Here is a 24,653-nt window from a genome sequence, read left to right on the forward strand (position 1 = left end):
TTGCAGGCGCCCGGCAGCGGCGAATCGGGCAGCTTGTATTTTAGGAATTGAAAAAAGCCATGGAGAAGGCAAGCAAAAAGGGCGACGCGCCTATCCACATATGAATTTTAGCGGGGGCGCAGAGGCGAGAATCCGGCCGTTGGGTTTCGTCGGCAGAATGGAGAAATCTACAAAATAATCAATGCTATAGCGCATGCCATCCCCTCACCCTGACCCTCTCCCCGCCTGCGGGGAGAGGGAACGCGGATGACGGCTGGCCCCCACGTCGAGACCTGCCGACGCTCAACGCGGCTGCCACATTGGCCGAAGGAACGAGCGGGCGCCACGTCCCACCTTCTCCCCGCGACAACGGGGAGAAGGTGGCCGGCAGGCCGCATGAGGGGCCGATCTCGCCACCCTAAGACTGCGCGAAACCGCCCCTGCCACAGGCTGTCCCTTAGGCCTCAAAACTCGGCCGCGAACGTACCCGCTCCAGCCAGCGCTGGACGTTTTTTGCGGAAGCCGGGATTTCCATGCCGAAGACCTCGCAGAGCCAGGCGGTGACCCCTGCGGTGATGTCGGCGATCGAGAATTCGTCGCCTGCCAGGAACGGCCTTCCATCCGAGAGCTCATCGTCGAGCCAGCCCCATTTCTGCGGCACCGCCGCCCGCTCGGTCTCGGCAAAGGCCGGAAACTGCGTCAGCCGCTCGGCAAAGAACGCGTCCGAATGCAGCGCCACATTGCCGACGGTGCCGAGGATCACCAGTTCGGCGCGCCGGTTCCACATCTCCACCTTGGCGCGGCTGACGGCGTCATGGCCGAAGAGCTGCGGCTCGCGCGTGGTCTCCTCGAGATAGCGGCAGATCGCGACGCTCTCGGTGATAACAGTGCCGTCGTCGAGTTCCAGCACCGGGATCTGACCGAGCGAATTGACCGCGAGAAACTCCGGCGCCTTGTGCTCGCCCTTGGCGAAATCGACATCCACCATCGGCAGCGAGATCCCCTTCTCCGCCATGAAGATGCGCACGCGATACGAATTCGGTCCCATGCCCTGATAAAGCTTCATCTTATCCTCCTGTCGATGAGGCGACCGCCCCGTTCCTCCTCAACCGCATAAAAGCGGAACACCGGTTGTTTATAACAACCAGTTTCATTTAACTCAATGGTTTATTTCGGTAGGCAAGAATTCTTTTTCGCGAGCGCTATCGGCTTGCCCTGCCGCTTCGCCGGTCGTCAGACAAGGTTTCGGGACAATAGTGTCCTATAGCGCTCGAAGGCGTCCCGCTCTCGCCGCCAGTGATCGAGATGCCCGTCCCGTTTCAGCCGCTCGGTCGCGGCCGCGCCGATCATTGCCAGCATCGCCGCCTCGTCGCCCATATGCCCGAGCACATCGGCGACCATCCCAAGCAACGCATCGTCCGAGGCAAGACCGTAGGTCGCGCACAGCCGTTTCAGCCGCCGGCTGCCATCATCGAGATCCGCCAGCGCCGCGGCCTTCAAGTCATCGGAATGGAAGGAAAGCGGCACGGTCCAATAGGCGAGATAGGCAAGGTCTCGCAGCCGCGGCCCGGGACCGGCGAGATCGAAGTCGATGATCCCCACCGGTTCGCCGGCCCGAAAAACGAGATTGTACGGCGCAAAATCATTGTGGCAAATGACCTCCCATCGACGCCGATCCGGATATCTAAAGGCCCAGCGATCCGCCGCGCCGAAGCCGAATTCGGCCGTCGCGTCATGATAGGCGCGAAGCAGCCGCCCTGCGGCAATCAGCGCATCCTCGCAAAGCCAGATGTCGGAAGAGACACCGGCATCGCCTTCAATAAAGCTCAGCATCTCTCGCCCCTGGCCGTCGAGGCCCAGGAACCGAGGCGATCCCGCAAAGCCCTTTGCCTCGAGACGGAGGAGCAGCCGGTGAACGGTCGCGCTCTCAGGGCGCGTGGCGCGGCGCACCGTATCGCCCACGCGCACGACGCCGGCATTGACGTTCCCGCCCGCAAGCGGCGTTTCCTGTATCGGCGTTTCGGATGTCATCGGACCGTTCGAGAGGCTGGAGGCGAAGCTGGCCGAGGATCGTCTTCGGATCACCCCCTGTCAACGAACCGTTCCCATCGACGGCCCGGCCGATCGCTGTCCTTGAATCTGCCGGGCGATCATGCTTGCCTCTTCCAAACAGGAGCTTGCCATGTTCGCCCGATCCGCCGTCGCCTGCCTCGTCCTCGTCCTTGCCACTGGTCAGGCCAATGCCGCCCTTGCGCCGAATTTTCAGCGTGCCCGCGAACTGAACGCGGTCATCAACGCGGTCGCCGTCGCCGTTCCCAAACACCCGATCGACAAGGTCATCAGCCAGGGCCGCGACCGTTATGCCGTCGTCGCCGGCAAATGCACGGTGATCGCAAGGATCGTCGGTCTGCCGGCAAAGCCTGGCGTTGTCGGCCCGCGCCAGTTCGAGGTCGAACTCGACAAACCCGATTGCGACTGACGCCAACCCGGCCTAGAGCCGCCACCCCTGGCTCATCACGAAGCGCGCCGTGTCTCCCGGCATGATCGCCCTGTCGCCATAGGCCTTCAATGACTGACCGTCCGGCAAAGCCAAGGTCAGGGCAAAACGCTCGCCTTCGAACACGCAGGAGACGACGCGGAGCGCCATGCCCTCGCCGTCGTGGCGCACATGTTCCGGGCGCACGAGGACGTCGCGCACGGCGCCATCGCCTGCGCCTTCCATGCCGACGCCGGCAAGCGCTGACCGCAGCGTTGGCCAATCCATCGCCCGCGGCATGCCCTCCGGCACGGCGAGCTTGAGCACCGAGCCACGGCCGATCAGGCCGCCGACGACGGCGCCTTCGGGTCTTGCGTAGATCTCGGCCGGCTGCGCCATCTGCATCAGCCGCCCCTCGTGCATGACGGCGACATCGGTTGCGAGCGCCATGGCTTCCGCCTGGTCGTGCGTCACATAGATCATCGTCGCGCCCGAGCGCTCGTGGAAGATGCGGAAGGTCTCCTCCATCGACTTGCGTAAGTGCTGGTCGAGATTGGCGAGCGGCTCGTCGAGCAGCACGACATCCGGTGAGGTCACCAGGCAGCGGGCGAGCGCCACGCGCTGGCGCTGGCCGCCGGAAAGGGCTGCCGGCCGGCGGTCGGCATAGTCGGTGAGCTTTACCAACGCCAGAGCATCGGCGACGCTCCTTTGCCACGCCGAGCCTGAAATGCCGCGGACCTTCAGCGGATAGCCGACATTTTCGGCCACCGTCATATGCGGCCAGAGCGCATAGGACTGGAACACCATCGCCATGTTGCGTCGCTCCGGCGGCAGCGCCCGTGCAGCATCCGAAAGCCGTCTTTCGCCAAAATCGATCGATCCATCGCTGGGCTGCTCGAAGCCGGCGATCATGCGCAGCACCGTCGTCTTGCCGCAGCCGGAAGGCCCGAGCAGCGCCAGGAAGCCGCCTTCCCGCACGGTCAGCGACACATCGGAAACCGCCGGCCGGCCGCCGCCGAAATGCTTGGTGACGTGATTGAGGATCAGTTGCGCCACGGCAGCACGCCTTCCGGGAGATAGTTTGCGAGAGCCTCGAGCGCGGCCATCAGCATGACGACCATGACGACCACGAGCACGGAAAGGGCTGCGGCCAGGTCCGACGAGCCGCTGTCGTCGAGATTGAAGATGGCGACACCGAGTGTCTGGGTGCCGGCCGACCAGAGCAGCGCCGAGACCGTCAGCTCATTGGCGGCAATCAGGAAGACGAGGATGATCGCCGCACCCGCGGCCGGCGCTACCAAGGGCAGGATCACGTCGGACATCCGCCTGAAGAAGCCAGCACCGGCGAGACGCGCCGCCTCTTCCAGCGATGGGTCCATCTGCAGGAAAGCACTCATCACCGGCTTGAGGCTGACGGCGAGGAACGAGGAGAAGTAGGCAACCAGGATGATCCAGATGGTGCCATAGAGCGAGACCTTGAGGATCGGCAGAGGTGCGGCAAAGGTAAGGATGAAGGCGACGGCCAACACGATGCCCGGCAGCGCATAGGGGATCTCGATGAGGATGCCGAGCGTATTGGCAAGCCACCCCTTGCGCCGCGTCATGAGATAGGCCGCGGGCACCGAGACGGCGAGCAGGCCGAATGCGGCCGTTGCTGCAAGGAACATCGAATTGCCAAGCGCCTTCAGCGTCATCGACTGGCGGAAGAGAATTTCTTCGTAAGCGCGCAGCGACACCGTCTGAAGGTTGAGCGGCACGCCATAGGCCGGCACCAGCGAGCTCGCGACAAGAGCGGCGAGCGGTGCGACCAGCACGAGAAGCAGGATCGCCACGAGGACCAGCTCGACGACCGGGCGGAAGCGGCCGAGCGAAAAGGCGGCATTCGACCCGGAAAGGCCGATGATGCGGTAATCCCTGCCGACAAGCGCCTTCTGCTGCAGGATCAGCCCGGCAGCCGCGATCATGGCGATGAGGCTGGAGAGCAGCGCGATCTCGCCGAAGGTGCCGGCGCCGAAGCTGGCGAGCCGCGTATAGATCAGGGTCGGCAGCACCTCGATGCCCGCGGGAATGCCGAGGATCGCCGGAATGCCAAAATTGCCGACGCCGGAGACGAAGGCGATCGCCGCACCGGCAATCAGTCCCGGCAGCGACAGCGGCGCGACGATGTCGCGAAAGACACGGAATGGCGTGGCCCCGGCAAGCCGTGCCGCCTCCACCCCGTCGCGCGGCGTGGCGGAAAGCCCGGCTTTCAGCGCCAGGAAAACCAGCGGCGCATGCTGGACGCCGAGAAGCAGCGAAATGCCTGCCAGCGAATAGAGCGGCTGCGGGCTGCCGAGCGGCGGCGCAATCCCGAGCGTCTTTAACAGCGGGCTCGCCGGCCCGGTCATCTCCACCCAGGCAAGCGCCGTCACCTGCGGCGGGATCATCATCGGCAGCATGAAGGCAAAGCTGAGCGCAAGCTTGCCGCGCACATCCGTCAGCGCCACCGAGAAGGCGAAGAGCGCGCCGATGACAACGGAGACGACCATGCCGCCGGTCGCGGTTATCAGCGTGTTGCGGATGGCGGCAAAGGTTGCAGGTTCCGTGAGCACGCCAATCGACCGGCCCGAAATAAGCCCGGCAAAGCCGGCCTTCGCCAGGCTGAAGAGCGGCAGCAGGCAGAGGAGAAACAGGCAGCCGAGAACGAAGGGCACCAGCCAGCGCGGCTCGGCGGCGGGGCTCGCCCCTGCCCGCACCTTGGGCGCGCCCATCGTCCGGCCGTGAAAGGAAAGGCGCAGCCAGCGGGGCCGGCTGCGCGCATCGTTGCGTTCAAGCATTCCCGGGATCAGTTCGTACCGAAGATGCCGGAGAAGGTTTTGAGATCCGCGTCGGAGTTCTTCACGGCCTCGGCCGCATTGACCGGCAGCACCTTGATCGTCTCGCGGGCCGGATAGCCCGCAGGCAGCGCCACGCCGTTGCGGGCCGGGATATAGCCCATCTTCACCGCCGTCTTCTGGCCTTCCTCGGACAGCAGGAAGTCGACGAACTTCTTCGCCGCCTCGACGTTCTTGGCGGTCTTCAGGATGCCGACGGGCTCGGTCACGGCAGACACGCCCTCGGCCGGGAAGACGAATTCCACCGGCGCGCCCTTGGCCTTCTCGCGGATCGCCATGAAATCGACGAGCATGCCATAGGCCTTCTCGCCGGTCGCAACCGCCTTCAAGACGCCGCCATTGCCGCCGGCAGCCGTAGCACCGTTCTCGGCGAGCGCCTTGTAATAGTCCCAGCCGAGGCCATCAATGCCGGTCAGGGTCTGAGCGTGAATGAGAGCCGCACCCGAGGTCAGCGGGCTCGGCATGGTGACGAGGCCCTTGGCCTCCGGCTTGCTGAGATCCTGCCAGCCTTCAGGCTTCATGGCGGCGGAGGTGTTATAGACGATGCCGGTCGTGATCATCTTGGTGGAGTAATAGGCGCCGTCCGCATCATAGAGTGCCGCGTCGTAGTTTGCCGCTTCAGGCGACTTGTAGTCGGCGAGATGGCCTGCTTCCTTCAGCCGCTGCATGGTCACGGTGTCGGCGATGAGCAGCACGTCGGCCACCGGATTGCCGGCCTCGATCTCTGCCATCAGCTTGGCCATGATCTTGGTCGTGCCCTCGCGCACCCATTCCACCTCGATGCCGGGATTGGCGGCCTGGAACGCGTCGACCGTCGCCTGCGCATCCTCGTTCGGCTGGCTGGTATAGAGCACCAGGCTCTCGGCATAGGCCGCGGTCGAAAGCAGGCCTGCGACAACAGCGCCGGCAAGGACGGAGACAAACGATTTCATGGATACACCCTCGTGTTGAAACTGGCGCCGAGGGATAGGGCCACCCTTTTACAGGGGTATGACAGAACCGGGGGACGCGCGATCTGTGGCCCCCGATGCAGGTCGCGCAAATGTGTGCAACGGTTTTGCGGCGACGACGTGCTTCACGCGATGAGCTTTAGCGCGCGCCCGTCGACATCTGGCTGCGGTGGAGCACATAGGCATTGGCCAGTGTGTAGAGGAACTCGCGGTCACTGTAGTGCGCATAGTGGTCCAGCCTGTAGACGCGCGCGAAATTTCGGGCAGCGACCTCGAACTCCGGTCCGAGCGCATTGTCGACATCGCCAAAATAGAAGCCGATGGCCTTCAGGTATTTCTGAATGAGGCGAAGGTCGCCCTCCGCCGACTGGATGGTCAGCTTGTTGAATTCGTTGGTGGTGAAGATCGACAGGTCGTCATTGGTGTTGCGGTGCTCGAAGGTCATGACATAGCCGAGGTTCTCCGCAGCGATGAAGGCGTGCATCGTCTTCAGGATGACGTTGTACTCGACCGGCCGGCCGCTCAAGGGCGCCATGCCACGGTTGAAGAGCAGCATCATCGAGGCGATCCTCGACGTCATGGAAAAGGGACTGCTCGGCGAATAGCCGAGCACCTCGAAGACGCAGCCGGCGGCCTGATAGTCCTCGGCCGGATCGAGCACCCGGCGCAGATACTCGTTGTCCACACCGATAATCCGGTTGTCCTTGCCATAGTGAAGCCGGCCCTTGATGGGAGCGCCCTCTTGGGTCGCGGCCTGGCCCGCCTCGACGGCCAGCTCGCGAATGGCCATGCCGAGTCGGCCCATCAGCATTGTCGCGATTACCGCCTCGACAGCGGCCTTTTCCATGCCGTTTCGGGGAATGACCGCGCTGCCGTGGCCGACATAGGCATCGAGCGCGCCGAAGCTTGCTGCGAATTCTCCCTGGAGCTGGCCATACCAGTTAGGCAAAAGCGCCTTCAGCGCAAAGCTTCGCCTCTCCAGCTTCCGCCACAGCGCCGCAAAGTCGTTAATGGTGATCTCGAAGACATACGGAATATCGAGTGCGGCATTGAATTCGTCTGCCATTGAGTACCTCCCGAAGCACTCGGCACCACCACCTGCAATAAAGGATCCCCCAGGCTACACTCACATATCGGCCGAATGCGGCATAGTCATCCAAACGGGTTAGTGCGGCGCGGCATGCGCCGGCTCCGCACAAAACAATCCACACTGGAGTTTTCAAAAAAAATTCGCGGCCATGTCACACCGGCCGTCGCTCGCTCGTCATGGTATCGGAACCAACGAAAGGAAACGGAACCATGACTGCCAAGATCGACCTTTTCGCCGCTGCCCCGCAACTGATGAAGAGCTGGACCAGTGTCTCGATGGCCGTTGCCGCGAGCCTTGACGCCACTATTATCGAACTCGTGAAAATCCGCGCCTCGCAGATCAACGGCTGCGCCAACTGCATCAACATGCACACCCAGGAAGCCCGCGAAAAGGGCGAGACGGAACAGCGCATCTACCTGCTTTCCGCCTGGCGCGAAGCGCCCTGCTATTCCGATCGCGAGCGCGCCGCGCTAGGCTGGACAGAATCGCTGACGCGGCTTTCGGAAGGCCACGGCCATGAAGCGGCCTATCAGGCGCTGAAGGACCATTTCACCGAGGAGGAACAGGTGAAGCTCACGCTGATGATCAACGTCATCAACGGCTGGAACCGTCTGGCCGTCGGCTTCGGCCTCTGGGTCGATCCGGCCGCCGCCAAGGCCGCCGCCCAGGCTGCCGCCTGATGGTGGACAGCGCCTATGAGGACGCAGCGGCGGTTTTCGACCCGCTGCGTCCGAAGCTCGTCCGGGTCGCCTACCGCATGCTCGGCTCGGTCGCCGATGCGGAGGACATGGTGCAGGAGGCCTTCATCCGCTGGATGGGGGCCGACCGCACATCCGTGCGCGAGCCGGAGGCGTTCCTGCGTCGCACCGTCACGCGGCTCTGCCTCGACCAATTGAAATCCGCGCGGCTGAAGCGCGAGACCTATGTCGGCCCCTGGCTTCCCGATCCGGTCGTCGAGGAGGAGCCGGAGGACGACGTCACCCTGCCCCTGATGCTGGCACTCGAACGGCTCTCGCCGCTTGAGCGCGCCGCCTTCCTGCTGCACGACGTCTTCGGCCAGAGCTTCGATGAGGTAGCGGCAACGATCGACCGCGACGCCGCCGCCTGCCGCCAGCTTGCGGCCCGGGCCCGCACCCATGTGCGCGAGGAACGCCCCCGCTTCCAGATCGAGCAGCAGCGCGGCCTGGAACTCGCCAACGCCTTCTTTGCCGCCTCCCGCCACGGCGATATGAAAACGCTCGGCTCCATGCTCGCAGCCGATGTCAGCGTACATTCCGACGGCGGCGGCAAGCGCCCGGCCGCCCTGCAGCCGATCCTCGGCTTCGACGCTGTGATGAAGGTGCACGCGCAACTGGCCGCCCTCTTTGCCAAGCACGGCTCGACGCTCGTGCGCGCCGGCTTCATCAACGGCCTGCCCGGCTTTGTCACCCGGGAGGCCGATGGCGAACTGCAGACGACTGCGCTGGAGATCGAGAACGGCAAGGTCGTGGCGATCTACGTCGTGCGCAACCCGGACAAGCTGGTGCATTTGCACTAGAACCCGGGTTGCCACGTTCCCAATGACCTACGCGGCCAGTTGGCCGGCCGGAATCCGCGCGATCACCTTGATCTCGAAATCGAAACCGGCGAGCCAGTTGACGCCGATGGCGGTCCAGTTGGGATAGGGCTTTTCGCTGAAGATCCGGTTCTTGACGGCCATGATCGTCTCGAACTGGTGTTCGGGGTCGGTGTGGAAGGTCGTCACATCGACGATGTCGTCGAAGCTGCAGCCGGCTGCCGCGAGCGTCGCTTCGAGATTGTCGAAGGCGCGTTCGACCTGGCGTTCGAAATCCGGCTCCGGGGTGCCATCCTCACGGCTCCCCACCTGCCCCGAGACGAACAGCAGGTCCTGCGACCGGATGGCCGCGGAGTAGCCGTGCGCCTCGTAGAGCGCATGACGATTTGCCGGAAAGATTGCGTTGCGTTTGGTCATCGGTCTGATCCTTCTCGTAAATTGAGGACGCGCAAACGGGCGCGCGCTGCCGTTTCAGGCAGAACTTCACAAAACCCGCTTCATTTGGTATACGGAACGTATCTGAAATAGCGAAATACGACGCGTATGTCAAATCCATATACGCGCCGTATCTGAATTTGAGGTCAATGATGGCCAGAAGCCGCCAGGAAACGATGGAGGAAAACCGCGCGAAGCTGATTTCGGCCGGCCGAAAGGCCTTTGCCGAAAAGGGCTATGCGGCGGCCTCGATGGATGAGTTGACCGCCGATGTCGGGCTGACGCGCGGCGCGCTCTATCACAATTTCGGCGACAAGCGCGGGCTCCTGGCCGCGGTCGTAACCCAGATCGACGGCGAGATGGCCGCCCGCGCCAAGGCGATCGGCGCAGATGCGGCAGCCGGTGACCACTGGCAGGCGATGCTTGCCGAAGGGGCGGCCTATATCGAGATGGCGCTCGATCCCGAAGTCCAGCGCATCGTTCTGCTCGATGGCCCGGCCGTGCTCGGCGATCCCTCGAAATGGCCGAGCCAGAACAGTTGCCTGCTGGCGACGAAGCGATCGGTAGAGCAACTGCTGGACAAGGGCGTGCTGAAGCCGGTCGATCCGGAAGCGGCCGCGCGGCTCTTGAGCGGTGCCGCCCTCAACGCTGCCCTCTGGGTCGCCGCCAGCGACGAGCCGAAAGCGGTCTTGCCGAAGGCGATCGACGCCTTCCGCGCCATGGCCACCGGCCTGCTGGCGGAGCGCTGATCCGCCCCGTTGGGCGGTCGTCGCGGCGGCAAGGACTAACGGGCGTTCGCGCCCACCAGCTCCCAGAGGTCGATGCCTCCCGAGCGCCCCTTCACGTGCACCATCCCCATCGCGCGGAAGTCGAAGAGGTCGGCAACCGCAGACTGCACCGCCCCGCTCACCAGGATCGACGTGTTGAACTCCTTGTTCAGCCCCTCGAGCCGCGAGGCGACGTTGATCGTGTCGCCCATGGCCGTGTATTGCTGCCGCGCGATCGCGCCGAAGCTGCCGACGACCGCCGGCCCCGTATGCACGCCAAAGCGCGTGAAAAGCTCCGGCCGGCCGCCTTTGCGGTTGGTCTCGTTCAGGCGATCGACCGCCGCCTTCATCGCCAGCGCGCAATGACAGCCATTCTCGATGTGCTGCGGATCGGCAACCGGCGCGTTCCAGATGACGAAGATGCTGTCGCCGAGATACTGGATCACGGTCCCGTGGTACTGCTCGGCCACCGTGTTCAGCATCTCGAAATAGGCCGAGAGGATATCGACGACTTCTTCCGGCGAATGCTGTTCGGAGATGGTGGTGAAGTCGCGCACGTCGGTGAAAAGCGCCGTCACCTCCTGCCGCCTGCCCCGGACCGCCGCCCCGCCTTCGGGGTCGATGATCCGGCGCACCACCTCGCGCGGAACATAGAGCGCAAACTGGACGATAGCGCGCCGGCTGGCGGAAAGCGCGCCGCCAAGCGTATTGATCTCGGTGATCCAGGAATGCGGGGCGTCCGTGCCGGCAAAGTTCAGGTCACCGATCCGCCGCGCCTCGTCGGCGAGGTGATAGAGCTTGCGGCTGATCACGCGGGACAGCATGAGCGAGCCGACCACGCCGGCCACCAGCACGGCTGCGGCAATCATGAGGTTGCGCACCAGGAGCCGGTTTGCCTGCACCACCAGATCCTGCAGCGGCACGACGATCGCGACCGAGCTGCCCTTGAAGAGGCCGGATACGCTGACGGGTGCCATCTGGACCAGATAGCGCTCGCCGGCAAAATCGGCTTCGGCAAGACCCCCGCCCGCATAGGCGGGATCCTTGCGCAGCCCGGCGACGACGTCGAGGCTGGGATCCAGGCTGCGCATGCCGGCGCCGCCACCACCCGGCCAGGCGCCGAGGATTGTGCTCATGACCGCGGGATCGGAATGGGCGACGAGGTTGTTGTCGCTGCCGATGACATAGGACCGGGCCCGCGGTGAGATCTCGCGCGCATCGAGAAGGCGGCTGATGGTCTGAAGGTGGATGTTGGTGCCGACCACGATCCCCTCCTTGCCCTTCAGCGGAACGGCGAGCGCCAGCGTCGGAACCTTCAGCGTTCCCGTGACATAGGGCCCGACGGAAACCGGACCGCCGGCTCGCAACGCCGTCTGATACCAGGGGCTCTGCCGCGGGTCGAAATTTGTGCGCTCGAACGGACGCTCCCCGATCGTCTGCGCCGCAGCGTCGAGGAACCGAAGGGTCGAGACGGTGCCCGCGTCCTTGGCATGCGCAAGCAACCGAACGGCAAAGGCGGTGCCTGCCGGTGCCGCCAGACTTTGGCGAACATAGTCCCGCCCCGTGTTGATCACCTGCAGGTAGGATCCATCAGGATAGCCGGCATAGACGCTCGTCGCGTTGGAAACGCTCCTGAGCACCTCCAGGAAGAACTGCTCCTTCGGCTGCAGGTCGCCCGGCGGCGCGACGGCCAGCTGCGGCACGGTGGACGCAAGCGCGACCGCCTCGTGGCCGCCCTCGAGCGCATTCCTGTAGCCCTCGATCAGCCTCAGGCTCATCTCGCGCATGTGCTTTTCGCCGGCAAGGATCGCCGCCTGCCGCCCCTGGCTGAACGCCATCCAGATGATCGGCGTCGCCGTTAAGATGAGCAGCGCCACGACGAGCACGCTGAGATGCACCCTGAGAGGCCTGGACCAGTTCACGCAATTCCCCCGAAACGCGACTGTATGGAGGCGACCCTAGCACCTGCCCTGGCGAGGAGGAATGCATATTCTTTCAAAGAAATAGGCCATTTCAATCTCTGATGAGAGAATGAAATGGCCCGGTACAGGTGACGGCTTTTCGAGCGTCAGTTCAGCGGAATGGCGTTGCCGTCCTTGCTGTCCTGATAGACGGAGGAGAGATCGTCGTATTTCGCCCGGATCGCCTCGGCGCGGGCCTTGAGTTCCTGGCGTTGCGGCTCGGGCAGAGCGTCGATCAGCGCGTGGATCGACTGGCCCTTCCAGAAGGCATTGGTGCGGTTGTAGCCGCCCGGCTCCAGCGTGAAGACCTCCTTCAGGATCTTCAGGTCATGCGGAATGGAGAAACTGTCGCGGGAATCCTCGTGGCTGAAGAAGTAGAAGAAATTGTCGAAACCCGCCCAGGTGATCGCCGAAAGGCACATCGAGCACGGCTCATGCGTCGAGAGGAAGATGAGGTCGCGGCTGTCCGGCCGCTTCTCGCCTTCGATCTCGTAGAACCGCTTCAGCGTGTGCACTTCGCCGTGCCAGAGCGGGTTTTCCGTCTCGTTGTTGGTTTCGACAAGCACGGTCGAAAGATCGGATTTGCGCATCAGCGCCGCGCCGAAGATCTTGTTGCCGGCGGCAACGCCCGCTTCCGTTGCCGGAATGATGCCCTTCTCCATCGTGTGAAGCAGCGCATCGAGCAGCGCGTAATTGTCGGTCTCACGTGTCATTCCCAATGTCCTTTTGTTGGGTTTTTCAATCAACGCCAGGAAAAACAGGAAGCGGTTTCCTGCCCGGAATGGCGGGTTTCACAAGCAACTCCAGAAAAAGTGCGAAGCGGTTTTTCGTCCGGAGTTGCGTAATTCAAAGCAACCCCAGGGAAAGCAGTCTGGAATTGCATCATTTCAGGGAGCTTGCCGGTTCAGTGCGCCTCCGCCGCAATCAGCGGCACCTCGGTGCCCTTGGCATCGTAGAGCTTGCCGTTGAGGAAGTAGTCGCCGTCGTGCAGCCTTGCGATGTCCTGGTAGCGGATCGTGCGTTCGGTTGCAGCCACGAAGACCGACTGCTGGTCGGAATTGCCTGCGGTGAAGTGATTGAACAGGAGGTTGAGCAGGATCGCCATGACGGCCGCCGACGAGATGCCCGAATGGAAGATCGTGGCGACCCAGGCCGGGAAATGCTCGTAGAAGCCGGGTGCCGCAATCGGGATCATGCCGAAGCCGATCGAGGTCGCGACGATCACCAGGTTCATGTTGTTGTTGTACTCGACCTTGGACAGCGTGCGGATGCCGCTTGCCGCAACCGTGCCGAAGAGCACGATGCCGGCGCCACCAAGCACCGAGGTCGGCACCGAGGCGACGACGCGACCCATGATCGGCAAGAGGCCGAGCGTTACCAGGAACAAGCCGCCCGTTGCCACCACGTAACGGCTCTTCACGCCCGTCACCGCCACGAGGCCGACATTCTGGGCAAAGGCGCTCTGGGTGAAGGAGCCGACGACCGGCGCGAGAATGCTCGACAGCATGTCGGCACGAAGGCCGTCACCAAGCCGGCGCGAATCCACCTTGGTTTCGACGATCTCACCGACGGCGAGAATGTCGGCCGAGGTCTCGACCAGCGTCACCATGATGACGATCAGCATCGAGATAACAGCCGCAAGTTCGAAGGTCGGATAGCCGAAATGGAAGATCCTCGGCAATGCGAAGACCGGGCCGTTTGCAACTTGCGAGAAATCGGTCATGCCGGCGACATAGGCAATGCCGGTACCGATAACGATCGACAGCAGGATCGAAAGCCTGGAGATCGAAGCGTTGCCGAGTTTGCTCAAGAGCAGCACGATGATGAGCGTGACCGCCGCAAGCTGGATATTGGCGGTACTGCCGAAGTCCGGCGCCGCCTTGTTGCCGCCCATCGCCCAGAATGCCGCAACCGGCATCAGCGTCAGGCCGATGGTGGTAATGACGATGCCGGTGACGAGCGGCGGGAAGAAGCGGGTGATGCGCGAAAACACCGGCGTGATCAGAAGGCCGATCAATGAGGCCGCGATGACCGCACCAAGGATCGCCGGAATGCCGCCATTGCCGGAAATGGCGATCATCGTGGCGACACCCGAGAACGAGACGCCCTGCACCAGCGGCAGGCGGCTGCCGAAGAACGGCACGCCGATCGTCTGCAAGATGGTGGCGAGGCCACCGGCGAAAAGCGAGGCGGTGACGAGCAGGCCGACATCGCCGGAATTCAAGCCCGCCGCCTGGCCAAGGATCAGCGGAACGGCGACGATGCCGCCATACATGGTCAAGACGTGCTGCAGGCCATAGGCGAGGTTCGCGCCGATGCTCAGCCGTTCGTCTTCCGGATTTTGCGCCGGATTCTGGGTATGCGTAGTGTCCTCTGAAATGCTTGCCAAGGGTATCTCCTCCATACCTTCGCGATATGTCCCGTCTCCAGCGGGACAACCAAAAGGGTACTGAAGGTAGGCAAATCTCGCTTTCCTAAAAAAGGCGAAACACCTTTCGGGTTTTGGGCGGGAATGGTTGGGGCGGGAATATCTGCCGCAATCGGTCTTTTTTTAGCGGTTTCCGACGCTTTCAACCGCAAAATCCGATCGCCAGGGGCAATCTGCTCCACCGATAGGCCATTCAAAGGAGAGCAGAGATCATCGCATTGCGCAATGGTCGCGGCGCTCTCGTACCGCTTTCCCCGCCGATCGAAGGGCACAATGAAGCCGAGGCGGCCGCCGGCACCGCCCGTGTCACCGTTGCCTTCACTGCGAAAGTTCCAGCCCAGCACCAGTTGGACGCGACTGCCCCTAGAGGCTGCAGCCCGGATGCTTGTAGAGATCGGCCTGCGACAGATCCGGCGGGCATGGCGTGCTCTTGCCGCTCCCTTGGCCGCAAGCCGAGGGCTTGATCTGCGAGATCGCCGAGTAGTGTCCCTGGGAGACATGCACCCGGACGCAGGTCTTGGTGCCGGCATTCCACCAGGTATTGTTGCCGCCGACGTCGACATAGCCCCTGGACTGCATCTCGCTCTCGGCGCCAGGCGCGCGTGCGCCGACGAGATCGGCGATATCGGCCGGCGATTTGGCAAGGGTTGCTGTCGGAAGGGACATCAATGCTGCTGCTGCGATTGCGACTGTGAAACGCATCGGACGAATTCCTTCTGAGCAAGAAGAGGCTGTTCGCATGCTAGCGCGACTGTATTAGCAGAGGAGAAAATGGATGGCGAGAACAATCACGCAACCTGCGAATGCGCGGCGACAACCACCGGCCGTCGCCGCCGCTCGACGGCAGGCAAAGGCCGCCGCTCAGCCTGATATCGGAGGCAACGCGGGCGCATCAAGCCCGCGGAACGGATCGCGCCAGGCGTCGATCGCCTCGAGCTGCCCGGCCCAGCGCGCAAGTGCCGGATAGTCCGCGAGCGGCAGCCTTGCCACATCATTGTAGGGCAGGAATGTTGCCATGCGAAAATCGGCGTAGGAGACGGCCTCGCCGACCAGCCAGGCGTGAGCGGAGAGTTCGGCATCGAGCAGCCGGGCCGCCTTGTGGAACGCCTTCATCCCCTCCTCCACCATGGCCTCGTCACAAGTGCCGATGCCGTAGCGCAGCTTGGTGCCGCGCTCCCAATGCACCATGTCACAGGCCTTCACGAAGTTCTCCTTGCCCCAGCTGATCCAGCGGACCATCTCCGGCTCGTCGTCATCCCTTCGCCAGAGGTTGGAGCCGACCTGGCGAGAGAGAAAGCAGGCGATCGCATCCGCCTCCCACAGCGCCCGGCCGGGACGCTCCAGGATCGGCAAAAGCAGGTTGGGATTGAGCGGCCGATAGCGGTCCGCCTGGCCCGGCGCCAGCGGCTCGGCATATTCGAACGCAACCTCTGCCTTCAGAAATCGGGCTGTGGCGACCGCCAGGCGCGGATTGGGGTTGCGGCTGAAATAGAGCTTCATGCGGCTTGGTCCTCCGTGTGCACATCCTGAAGACGCACGAATGCTGCGTTTGCCGACAGAGACCGAGACAAAATCGACCGGGACTCTAGCCGGCGCCAGGCGTGTGACGTCCGCGCCAGAGCAAGACCGACAGCACCGCATGAACTGCGATCGCAGGCCACAGAAGGACGCCGGTGGAGCCGTCCGTCAGTCCGAACCAGGCCAGATAGAGCGTGACGGCCGCACTGTAGATCAGCATGCCGATGAGGCTTGAGTTCTTCCAGCAGGCAACGCCGAGGGCGATCAGGGCAATTCCCGCCACCCGGGCCGTCGGGATCGCAGGCCCGGTGAGTAGCTCGCCAAGCAGCACCTGCCCCACGAGCGAAGGCGCCACCACCAGTGCGAGCCCTGTTGCCATCTCCCCGAAGGCGGCGAGATCAAGCACGCGTATCATCGGAACGCACCTCTGCCAGTCGTTTGTGTCCGGGCCTTGCGATGCAAGGTCGCCAGAGCGTCCCATGTGCGTTCACGTGAACGCACGGCGCTCTAGGGCGTTGCGTTTGGCTTCAATTCGAAAGTCAGTTTGTCGATCTTGCCCGTAAAGCGGAAGGGCGTGTCGTAGCGGTGTTCCAGAAGGGCGACGCCGGTGCGCGTGTCGAGACCGACGTCGAAGGTCTCATCCTCGGGGAAAGTGACCGGGATGCCATGATCGATGCTGTTCCTGGCGACCTCCTTGCCGTCCACCGACAGAACGCCGGTGCCCCCGGCGCCAAGTCCCTTTCCATCCGACTTGAAGTCGAAGACGATCCTGTGTTTGCCGGGTTCGAGTTCCGGTCCTTCCCACAGGGTGCGCTTGAGGTCGAGGAGATTGTAGAGGAACACGACCTTCCCACTGCCGACACCGAAGTCGCCCTGGCTGAGGAAGAGGCCGTAACCGCCAAAGCGGCCACCCTCGGTGACGATCATGCCTTGCGCACCGTCGTCGGGTATCTCGACATCGGCCGTAATCGTATAGGACTTGTTCAAGGTGCTCGGCGCAGCGCTGGCCGGCACACCACTCAGTTCGCCGCGGTAGGTGAATTCCGTACGGCCGGCCGTCAGGTTCGGCCGCGGGGCATTCCAGCGTGCGAGCGTCGAATTGTCGAGCGGCAGCACGTTGTACTTCTTCGCCTCGGCATAGAAGAGGTCCTGCAATTCCTTGAGTTTGTCAGGCATTTTGGCGGCAAGATCGGTGAATTGCGTCGGGTCTTCATCGACGTTGTAAAGTTCCCAGTTGTAGCCGGTGATCACGTCGGGCGGCGTCTTGGTGCTGAGTTCCCACGGCAATGTCGCGGGCGTCGTCGCGGCGACCCATCCGTCGTGGTAGATCGCGCGGTTTCCCAGCATCTCGAAGTACTGGGTCTTGTGTTCAGTCGGCGCAGCGGCATTCGCCTTGTCCCATGTGTAGGCCATGCTGACGCCTTCGATCGGCTCCTGTTTGATGCCGTTGATCGTCTCCGGTTGCGGGATGCCTGTCGCCTCCAGGATCGTCGGCACGATGTCGATGAAGTGGTGAAACTGCGCGCGGACACCGCCAGCGTCGTTGATATGGCCGGGCCACGACATGACCATGCCCTGCGCCGTCCCGCCAAAGTGCGATGGCACCTGCTTGACCCACTTGAACGGTGTCCCCATCGCCCAGGCCCAGCCGGCTGCGAAATGCGGGAATGTCCGCTCCGAACCCCAGAACGGATACCAGAGAAACTGGTCCTTCACCGGAACGTCGACGCCGTTGAATGTGGTGAACTCATTCGGCGTGCCGTTGAGCATGCCCTCGGCGCTCGCGCCGTTGTCGCCGCCGATGTAGATGATCAGGGTGTTGTCGAGCTCGCCGATATCTTCCACCGCCTGGATGACGCGCCCGATCTCGTTGTCGGCATAGGCAAGGTAGGCGGCGTACACATCGGCCTGCCTGATGAACAGTTTCTTCGCCTCCAAACTGAGGGAATCCCATTGCGGCAACCCCTCCGGCCACGGCGTGAGCTTCGCGTTCTCAGGCATGATGCCGAGCCGCTTCTGATTGGCGAAGATCGTCTCGCGCACCTTGTTCCAGCCCTCGTCGAAGAGGTGCATGTCGCTGATCTTCTTGATCCATTCGGGCGTCGGGTGGTGTGGTGCATGGGTGGCACCGGGCACGTAGTAGACGAGCCAGGGCTTGCCCGGGGCGATCTCGCTCAACTGCCTGATGTGCTGGATCGCCTCGTCGGCCATGGCCGTTTCCAGGTTCCACTTGGGATTGCCTTCAAACGGATAGATGGCCGTGGTGTTGCGGAACAGGTTCGGCTGCCACTGGCTCGCATCGCCGCCGACGAAGCCATAGAAATAATCGAAGCCCATGCCCGTCGGCCACTGGTTGAAGGGGCCCGCCTGGCTCGATTGATAGGACGGCGTGTTGTGGTTCTTGCCGAACCACGCGGTGGCGTAGCCATTTTCCTTGAGGATCGTGCCGATCGTTCCTTTCTCGATCGGGATGATCGAATCGTAGCCCGGATATCCGGTCGCGATCTCCCCGACGACCCCGTAGCCAACCGAATGGTGATTGCGCCCGGTGATCAGCGCCGCACGAGACGGCGAGCAGAGCGATGTCGAGTGGAAGTTCGTGAAGCGCAACCCCTCCTTGGCGATGCGGTCCATGGCCGGTGTCGGAATGACGCCGCCAAAGGTGCTGGGCGCACCGAAGCCTTGATCGTCCGTCATGATCAGCAGCACATTGGGCGCGCCTTTCGGCGGCACGACCCGCGGAGCCCACCAGGGCGTCGATTCCGAGGCCTTTTCCTTGATTACACCGCCAAAAGCCGGACTTGGTGACGGAAGCTGCTTACCCGTAATTGTTGTCGTCGCTCCCGGGGCGCCGAGCGTCCCTGAAACCTGCTGTGCCCATGCGGACGTAAAACCAAGCGCGAAGAAGGCTGCACCCGCAAGCATGCTCTGGCCAATGGTCATGGCGAACACCCCTATTGCAGATCGTTGAATCTCCACCGATTTAGGCTAGTCTAATATACGCAAACCAGACCCGAGACGCGAGAAGTTTACGACCGGTGTTCTCCATCCGATCCGTCGCAGACGGTCTGCCCGATGGCTTCCCCGGAACACTTCACCAGTTATCCGGCTCCGAACATCGCATCTGTGAATTCGTTTCCCATATCCTGCGAAGCGTACCCCGCTACCGGGACTCCGCTCCCTGACCTATTTTTCCAAACAACGGCGATGCACCGCATCACCTGCCCCATCGATCAGCAAAGGACAGGACACATGACACTCAAGGATATTCTGCCCGGCAAGCTCGGTTTCGGCGCGGCCCCGCTCGGCAACATGTTCCGCGAAATACCCGAAAAAGAAGCGCTTGCCACCGTCGAGGCCGCCTGGAACGACGGCATCCGCTATTTCGACAACGCCCCGTTCTACGGCGCCGGCCTTGCCGAGATCCGCATGGGCGAAGCGCTCGGCGGTCGCCCGCGTGACGAATACGTCATCAGCACCAAGGTCGGCCGGGTCATCCTCGACGAGATCGAGGACGTCAGCGCCCGCGACCTTGGGGAAAAGGGCGACGTCTTCCGCTATGGCCGCCCCAACAAGATCGTCAACGACTACTCCCATGACGCCACCCTGCGGTCGATCGAGGACAGCCTCAAGCGCCTGAAGACCGACCGGATCGAGATCGCCTTCGTTCACGACGTTGCCCAGGATTTCTACGGCGACGAATGGCTCGACGTTTTCGAGACGGCGCGCAAGGGCGCCTTCAGCGCGCTCGACCGGCTGCGCGACGAAGGCGTGATCAAGGCCTGGGGGCTCGGCGTCAACCGGGTGGAGCCGATCGAACTGCTGCTCGCGCTCGAGGGTCCGCGTCCCGATGGCTTCCTGCTTGCCGGCCGCTATACCCTGCTTGACCATGACCGCGCACTCCAGCGCGTCATGCCCGAGGTCACCAAGCGCGGCCTCGGCATTGTCGTCGGCGGCCCCTATAGCTCCGGCGCGCTCGTCGGTGGCCCGAACTTCGAGTATGCCCCGGCCACGCCGGCAATTCTCGACAAGGTCGCGCGTATCAAGGCGATCGCCGACCGTCACGGCATCTCGATGAAGGCGGCCGGCCTGCAGTTCTCGCTCGCCAACCCCGCGGTTGCCGCCGTCATCCCCGGCGCCAGCCAGCCGAGCCGCATCGCCGAAGACCGTGCCGCCCTGAACGAGGCCGTGCCGGCCGACTTCTGGCGGGACTTGAGGGCAGCCGGTCTCGTCAACCCGGAGGCGCCGCTACCGATTGCCGGCTAAGCAATTCCAGGAAAAGTGTGCGGCGGTTTTCCGTCCGGAATTGCGTCGTTTGGCCAAGCAATTCCAGGAAAAGTGCGCAGCGGTTTTTCGTCCGGAATTGCGTCGTTTGGCCAAGCAATCCCAGGAAAAGTGTGAAACGGTTTTCCGCTAGGACTTGCGACATTTGGCCAAGCAATTCCAGGACAAGTGCGCAGCGGTTTTCCGTCCGGAATTGCGAGAAACCGTCCTATCCTCGCCCGTCTTCCAGCGGGCGGGGCAGCCGGTGGCACCCCGCCGCGCAGCCGATCAGAACGGATTGACGTAGTTGGTGATCGCGATCTGGCGCAAAAGCACCCGGCGGATCACATGCGCCACCTTCACCCGGTCGGTGAAGATGGCCGCGTCCCCCGTGGCGCCGGCCGGCAGCCGTGCGGCGAAAGCCTGGTCGTCGAGTTTCACCCGCACGATGAAGGGCGCGGCGGAGACTGCCTCCGGGGTCACCGCCGTGCCGGACACCCGGGCTTGCCCGGAGGCGATCGCCTGCAGCACGCCCTCGACCTCACCGGTATAGGTCTCGCCGGGCGCAAACTTGAAGGTCGCCTCCACCATCTGGCCGGGCTCTATATAGCGCGCATCGATCTGGTTGATCTCGACCCCGATGATCGTCTCGGAGGTGTCGATAAAGGCCATGGCCGGCGACAGCGGCAGCGTCGTCACGCGCGCGCCCTTGCGCAGCGCAAGGTTGGTCACGTAGCCATCGGCCGGCGCCCGCACCGTCGTCTTGCCGAGTTCCCACTCGGCATTGCTGATCTGGGCTCTCAGATTGTCGACGTCCGCCTGGCGTTGCTGCACGTCGAATTCGGTTGCCGCATCGCGCGACTGCAGCTTCGTCATCTGCGCAAGCCGCAGCTCCTGCAGCGAAAGCTGCGCCTGCAGCGCGTCCACCTTCGCCTGGTAGGGCACGGGGTCGATGCGGAAGAGCACGTCGCCGGCTTTCAGCGGGCTGTTGGAGGCGACCGGCACCTCCGTGACCTCGCCGGCGACATCGGGCACGATCGCCACCGAATTGCGCACCACCAGCGCCTTGCCCTGCGGCGCGCCCCAGTTCATCGGGATGAACAGACCGACGAGAAGCAGCAGGAACACGATCGCCGGCGAAATCTTCCAGAACAGGTTGAAAGGCACGATCCTGAATTTCACCAGGCAGAAGAGGATCGCCAGATAGACATTGAAGAGAAAGACGATCATGGCTGGCCCGCCTCGCTCGGATGAACCTCGCCTGCAGGGGTCGCCGCCGGATGCGCGCCGCTCGGGCGCGGCACGTCGACATAGGCCCAGATGAGCGCGATCGGCCACAGCGCGAAGCCGAAGAACAGCGTCACCCAGCCCGCCACATTGACCGCCTCGCTCCAGGGATGATTGCGCCTTTTGCGATCGACCCCGGCAGCATGGCGAGAAAGATCAGCACGGCGACCGTGCTCACCACGAGCACGATCAGCACGATCCAGGCGAAGAGATCGATAAAACTCATGAAGTTGCGCTCCCCTTCACGACGGGGACGCTAGACCCAAAGCCGGGCACTGCGGAAGTACGTAACGGTTACCGCGCCATACGGCTGCCCCTTTAGAGGGCGCAGGCATGAACCTTGGCCCGCGAACGGCAGCCCGCCTCAGCCGAGTTCGCCGTGATCCAGCGGATAGACCGGCCGCCGCACCCGCTGGAACTTGCGCGCGCCGATATTGGCACTGCTGAGGCCCGTGCCGTCGATCTCGACGATCTCGGACGCGATCGGACCGAAGGCGGCGCGGAAGTGCTGCTGCGACTTGACGACGACGATCTGATAGTCGGACGGCTCGATGCCGACGGCGCGGAAGAGGTTGCGATCGAGCATCTGCTGGCGTTCGCTGCAAATGAGGATGTCGATGCCTTCGACATGAAAGCGCACGCTCGGCCCCATCGTCGCCGGCAGCCCTTGAAACATCGGCCCCTCGAAGACGATCCTGCCGTCCGAAATCGCCTCCACCCTGCCCTTGATCGTGATCGGCCCGCCGCCGACTTCAGGGTCGATCTTGCAGCCGAGCGTAACCTCGCGTGTCGCACCGATGCCGGCAGCGATCAACTCGGCCACGACTTCCGGATCGCAGAGCGCGCCGAAAGCCGCGTTTCGGACGCCGGTATCGAGCAGCCTGGCGAGCACGCAGGTGGAATCGCTATAGGCACCGCAGCCGGGATTGTCGGAGAAGTCGGCAATGACCAGCGGCCCGGCCCCATCTTTCGCAAGATGCGCCGCGACGATGCCGGGCAGCGCGTCGAGCGGCAGCTGCACATCCTGGTGCTCGCGCCGGTCCCAGATCTCGCGGCAGAGACGCTCGGCCTCGGCTTCCGCGTCTTCGGCCGCCACCCGGTTGCGGTCGTAGCAGATAACCGCCGATGGGCCGGTATTGAAGATATCGGCATCGTAGAAGCCGGCATTGATCGAGGTCGCCAGCATGCCGTCGCGCGCCGCGATCCCGTCGGCAATTTCGAGCAGCTCGGTCATGGCGCAGGCATGGGTCGTGCGCCCGTCGTTGCAGCCGTTCAGCATCGGCGGCTGGCGGATGGCGAGCGCCGGCCGGATTTCGCCGCGCATGGCGCGCTCGAGCGGCGCGCCCGCCTTGTGGGCGCATTCGGCCATGTCCACATGCGGATAGGTGCGGAACGAGACGGCAATATCGAGCAGGCCGGCCATTTCGGGCGCCGAATTGGCGTGCAGGTCGAAGGTCGCGGCGATGGGAAGTTCCGAACCGACGATGCCACGCACCACCTCCAGAAGCTGGATCTGCGCATCGTCAGCCGTTTCCGTGCACATAGCCCCATGGAAGACGATAAACACGCCGTCGAGCCTTTCGCCGTCGAGCGCGCTTTGGAGATCCGCGACGAAGCGCTGCCGCATCGCTTCCTCGATCCTGCCGCCGGGTTCGGCCCGCGCCGCCACGGTATAGACCGGCTGCCAGCCGTACGTGTCGCAACAATCGATGAAGCCGCCGATCTCCGAATTGGTGCCGCGGCAATGGGTTTCTATCTCGGCGCCAACGAAATAGTGGCAGGCCTCGAAGTCCCTGAACCCGGTCTTGAGCTTCGAAAACGTGTTGGTTTCCTGGTTGAATTCGAGAACGGCGACCCGGAAGCTCATCCTATGCACTTTCATTTTGCTGACTGGAAAAATCGAGAAGACGGGCGCCGGGGAAAACGCGAAACCCCGACGCCGCGCCTGTTCTCCTGCCGCGCGATGCGTTGAACGCAGGGCGCGACAGGCGAATTCTGGATGGTTGGAGTTGAACCTTGGATCCGCGGCGGCCCCTCTCGGCAGCTTAGAAGAGACGCCCTCGCGCATCTTCCGAGGAGTTGCCCCTCACCCTAACCTTCTCCCCGCAGGCGGGGAGAAGGTGGCCGGCGGGCCGGATGAGGGATAGAGCCACAAACCTCAGCGGAAATACTCGCTCGTGGTCTTCGGCTTTGCCATGATGTCGAAATCGAAATACTGCTTGCGGATCTTGTCGTAGGTGCCGTTTTCCATGATCGTCTTCAGGCCGGCATTGAGCTTGGAGAGCAGCGCCTCGTCGCCCTTGCGTACCGCCATGGCGTTGCCCTCGGCCGTGTCGAGCACGAAGCTCTCGCCGACAAAGGCGCAGCAGCCGCTTTCTTCCTTGGCCAGCCACTCCGTAAAGGCCATCTGCCCTTCGAGGATCAGGTCCAGCCGGCCGTTTTCCATGTCGAGAAACACTTCGCTCATCGTCGGATAGAGCTTCACTTCGCTATCGGGAAAAAACTCCTGCAGCGCCTCGACCGCGACTGAGCCGGACTGCGTGCCGATCACCTTGCCCTTCAGCGCCTCGGGCGAGATGTCCTTGAGGCCGAGATCCTTGCGGGCGACGAAGCGCATGGCGTTGAAATAGTAAGGGGTTGTGAAGTCGACCTGCGTCTTGCGATCCGGATTGATCGCCATCGAGGCGATCATCACGTCGAACTTCTTGGCCTGCAGGGCCGGGATGATGCCCGCCCACTCATTGGTGCTCCAGACACAGTCTACCTTGATTTCGGCGCAGACCGCCTGGCCGATATCGTAGTCGAAGCCTTTGATTTCGCCGGCTGCGGTCACATAGTTGAATGGCGCGTAATCGCCCTCGGTGCCGATCGCCAGCGTCTCGGCATTGGCGGTGCCGGCCGCAAACAGCGCGGCGATGACCGATGCGGTCATGAACTTCCTTTTCATCTCGTTCCCTCTGTCCTTCCTGTCGGCCACCCACGAAGTTCCGGTCGCAAGCGTGACCATTGGCCTGACCAAAGGAGCAACTTGCTTGAAACTATCTGGATTTTCGGCCGATTTCAGTTTTCGT

The 24,653-nt window shown here is 63.3% G+C and carries 22 protein-coding genes and 1 pseudogene; 5 read left to right on the plus strand and 18 right to left on the minus strand.

The window, feature by feature from the left end; all coding sequences use genetic code 11:
* Nucleotides 1–436: 436 nt before the first annotated feature.
* Nucleotides 437–1,045 carry a glutathione S-transferase family protein gene (locus AC3WVQ_RS10065; RefSeq protein ID WP_034793282.1) on the minus strand — a complete coding sequence of 203 codons (609 nt, stop codon included), beginning with the start codon at nt 1,043–1,045 and terminating at the stop codon, nt 437–439.
* Between the two features lie 167 nt (nt 1,046–1,212).
* Nucleotides 1,213–2,010, minus strand: a complete 798-nt coding sequence (locus tag AC3WVQ_RS10070; protein ID WP_090294127.1) for an aminoglycoside phosphotransferase family protein — start codon at nt 2,008–2,010, stop codon at nt 1,213–1,215.
* Between the two features lie 151 nt (nt 2,011–2,161).
* Here AC3WVQ_RS10070 and AC3WVQ_RS10075 point away from each other — a divergent pair, with 151 nt between their 5' ends.
* Complete coding sequence (locus tag AC3WVQ_RS10075; RefSeq protein ID WP_063891143.1) at nt 2,162–2,458, plus strand: hypothetical protein; 297 nt, start codon at nt 2,162–2,164, stop codon at nt 2,456–2,458.
* 12 nt (nt 2,459–2,470) lie between these two features.
* Here the strand turns inward: AC3WVQ_RS10075 and AC3WVQ_RS10080 are convergent, their stop codons facing one another.
* The 4 genes from AC3WVQ_RS10080 to AC3WVQ_RS10095 form a co-directional block, all read right to left on the minus strand.
* Nucleotides 2,471–3,511 (minus strand): ABC transporter ATP-binding protein, encoded by a 1,041-nt coding sequence (locus tag AC3WVQ_RS10080; protein ID WP_110818637.1) that lies wholly within the window; start codon nt 3,509–3,511, stop codon nt 2,471–2,473.
* Nucleotides 3,499–5,205, minus strand: a complete 1,707-nt coding sequence (locus AC3WVQ_RS10085) for an ABC transporter permease (RefSeq protein ID WP_090294441.1) — start codon at nt 5,203–5,205, stop codon at nt 3,499–3,501. The genes AC3WVQ_RS10080 and AC3WVQ_RS10085 overlap by 13 nt, the downstream gene beginning before the upstream one ends.
* Before the next feature lie 74 nt (nt 5,206–5,279).
* Nucleotides 5,280–6,260, minus strand: coding sequence for an ABC transporter substrate-binding protein (locus tag AC3WVQ_RS10090; RefSeq protein ID WP_110818638.1), 981 nt, complete (start codon nt 6,258–6,260; stop codon nt 5,280–5,282).
* A 157-nt stretch (nt 6,261–6,417) separates the two neighbouring features.
* On the minus strand, nt 6,418–7,344 hold the full coding sequence (locus tag AC3WVQ_RS10095; protein ID WP_034793270.1) for a peptidoglycan-binding domain-containing protein: 927 nt from the start codon (nt 7,342–7,344) through the stop codon (nt 6,418–6,420).
* Between the two features lie 233 nt (nt 7,345–7,577).
* On the opposite strand from AC3WVQ_RS10095, the gene AC3WVQ_RS10100 reads away from it, so the two are divergent.
* Both AC3WVQ_RS10100 and AC3WVQ_RS10105 read left to right on the plus strand, forming a co-directional pair.
* Complete coding sequence (locus AC3WVQ_RS10100) at nt 7,578–8,048, plus strand: carboxymuconolactone decarboxylase family protein (protein WP_034793267.1); 471 nt, start codon at nt 7,578–7,580, stop codon at nt 8,046–8,048.
* Complete coding sequence (locus AC3WVQ_RS10105) at nt 8,048–8,905, plus strand: sigma-70 family RNA polymerase sigma factor (protein ID WP_110818639.1); 858 nt, start codon at nt 8,048–8,050, stop codon at nt 8,903–8,905. The genes AC3WVQ_RS10100 and AC3WVQ_RS10105 overlap by 1 nt, the downstream gene beginning before the upstream one ends.
* 27 nt (nt 8,906–8,932) lie before the next feature.
* Here AC3WVQ_RS10105 and AC3WVQ_RS10110 read toward each other — a convergent pair whose 3' ends face one another.
* Nucleotides 8,933–9,340 (minus strand): RidA family protein, encoded by a 408-nt coding sequence (locus tag AC3WVQ_RS10110; RefSeq protein ID WP_034793253.1) that lies wholly within the window; start codon nt 9,338–9,340, stop codon nt 8,933–8,935.
* A 170-nt stretch (nt 9,341–9,510) separates the two neighbouring features.
* On the opposite strand from AC3WVQ_RS10110, the gene AC3WVQ_RS10115 reads away from it, so the two are divergent.
* Nucleotides 9,511–10,107 carry a TetR/AcrR family transcriptional regulator gene (locus AC3WVQ_RS10115; RefSeq protein WP_034793250.1) on the plus strand — a complete coding sequence of 199 codons (597 nt, stop codon included), beginning with the start codon at nt 9,511–9,513 and terminating at the stop codon, nt 10,105–10,107.
* A gap of 35 nt (nt 10,108–10,142) precedes the next feature.
* On the opposite strand, the gene AC3WVQ_RS10120 is transcribed toward AC3WVQ_RS10115, so the two are convergent.
* The 7 genes from AC3WVQ_RS10120 to AC3WVQ_RS10150 form a co-directional block, all read right to left on the minus strand.
* Nucleotides 10,143–12,047: an adenylate/guanylate cyclase domain-containing protein gene (locus tag AC3WVQ_RS10120; RefSeq protein WP_110818640.1), complete on the minus strand. Its 1,905-nt coding sequence runs from the start codon at nt 12,045–12,047 to the stop codon at nt 10,143–10,145.
* 146 nt (nt 12,048–12,193) lie between these two features.
* On the minus strand, nt 12,194–12,799 hold the full coding sequence (locus tag AC3WVQ_RS10125) for a deaminase (RefSeq protein WP_034793244.1): 606 nt from the start codon (nt 12,797–12,799) through the stop codon (nt 12,194–12,196).
* Nucleotides 12,800–12,990: 191 nt separating this feature from the next.
* On the minus strand, nt 12,991–14,490 hold the full coding sequence (locus AC3WVQ_RS10130) for a nucleobase:cation symporter-2 family protein (RefSeq protein WP_371273165.1): 1,500 nt from the start codon (nt 14,488–14,490) through the stop codon (nt 12,991–12,993).
* A gap of 387 nt (nt 14,491–14,877) precedes the next feature.
* Nucleotides 14,878–15,216, minus strand: a complete 339-nt coding sequence (locus AC3WVQ_RS10135; RefSeq protein ID WP_060516099.1) for a hypothetical protein — start codon at nt 15,214–15,216, stop codon at nt 14,878–14,880.
* 159 nt (nt 15,217–15,375) lie between these two features.
* Nucleotides 15,376–16,014: a glutathione S-transferase family protein gene (locus AC3WVQ_RS10140; protein WP_110818641.1), complete on the minus strand. Its 639-nt coding sequence runs from the start codon at nt 16,012–16,014 to the stop codon at nt 15,376–15,378.
* Between the two features lie 85 nt (nt 16,015–16,099).
* A complete protein-coding gene (locus AC3WVQ_RS10145; protein WP_034793228.1) occupies nt 16,100–16,447 on the minus strand; it encodes a hypothetical protein in 348 nt (115 codons plus the stop codon).
* Nucleotides 16,448–16,539: 92 nt separating this feature from the next.
* Nucleotides 16,540–18,975, minus strand: coding sequence for an arylsulfatase (locus tag AC3WVQ_RS10150; RefSeq protein WP_090294138.1), 2,436 nt, complete (start codon nt 18,973–18,975; stop codon nt 16,540–16,542).
* Between the two features lie 309 nt (nt 18,976–19,284).
* Between AC3WVQ_RS10150 and AC3WVQ_RS10155 the strand changes: the two genes are divergently transcribed.
* A complete protein-coding gene (locus AC3WVQ_RS10155; protein ID WP_090294139.1) occupies nt 19,285–20,298 on the plus strand; it encodes an aldo/keto reductase in 1,014 nt (337 codons plus the stop codon).
* Nucleotides 20,299–20,583: 285 nt separating this feature from the next.
* Here the strand turns inward: AC3WVQ_RS10155 and AC3WVQ_RS10160 are convergent, their stop codons facing one another.
* The 4 genes and pseudogenes from AC3WVQ_RS10160 to AC3WVQ_RS10175 form a co-directional block, all read right to left on the minus strand.
* On the minus strand, nt 20,584–21,525 hold the full coding sequence (locus AC3WVQ_RS10160) for an HlyD family secretion protein (protein WP_089043567.1): 942 nt from the start codon (nt 21,523–21,525) through the stop codon (nt 20,584–20,586).
* Nucleotides 21,522–21,808 (minus strand): annotated as a pseudogene (locus AC3WVQ_RS10165) (DUF3302 domain-containing protein). Before AC3WVQ_RS10165 ends, AC3WVQ_RS10160 begins: the two are co-directional and overlap by 4 nt.
* Nucleotides 21,809–21,946: 138 nt before the next feature.
* A complete protein-coding gene (locus AC3WVQ_RS10170; protein WP_492382708.1) occupies nt 21,947–23,449 on the minus strand; it encodes a M81 family metallopeptidase in 1,503 nt (500 codons plus the stop codon).
* Nucleotides 23,450–23,740: 291 nt separating this feature from the next.
* Nucleotides 23,741–24,529, minus strand: a complete 789-nt coding sequence (locus AC3WVQ_RS10175) for a transporter substrate-binding domain-containing protein (RefSeq protein ID WP_244546695.1) — start codon at nt 24,527–24,529, stop codon at nt 23,741–23,743.
* Nucleotides 24,530–24,653 lie beyond the last annotated feature (124 nt).

It is taken from the genome of Ensifer sp. EB106-05-01-XG146, assembly GCF_058791875.1.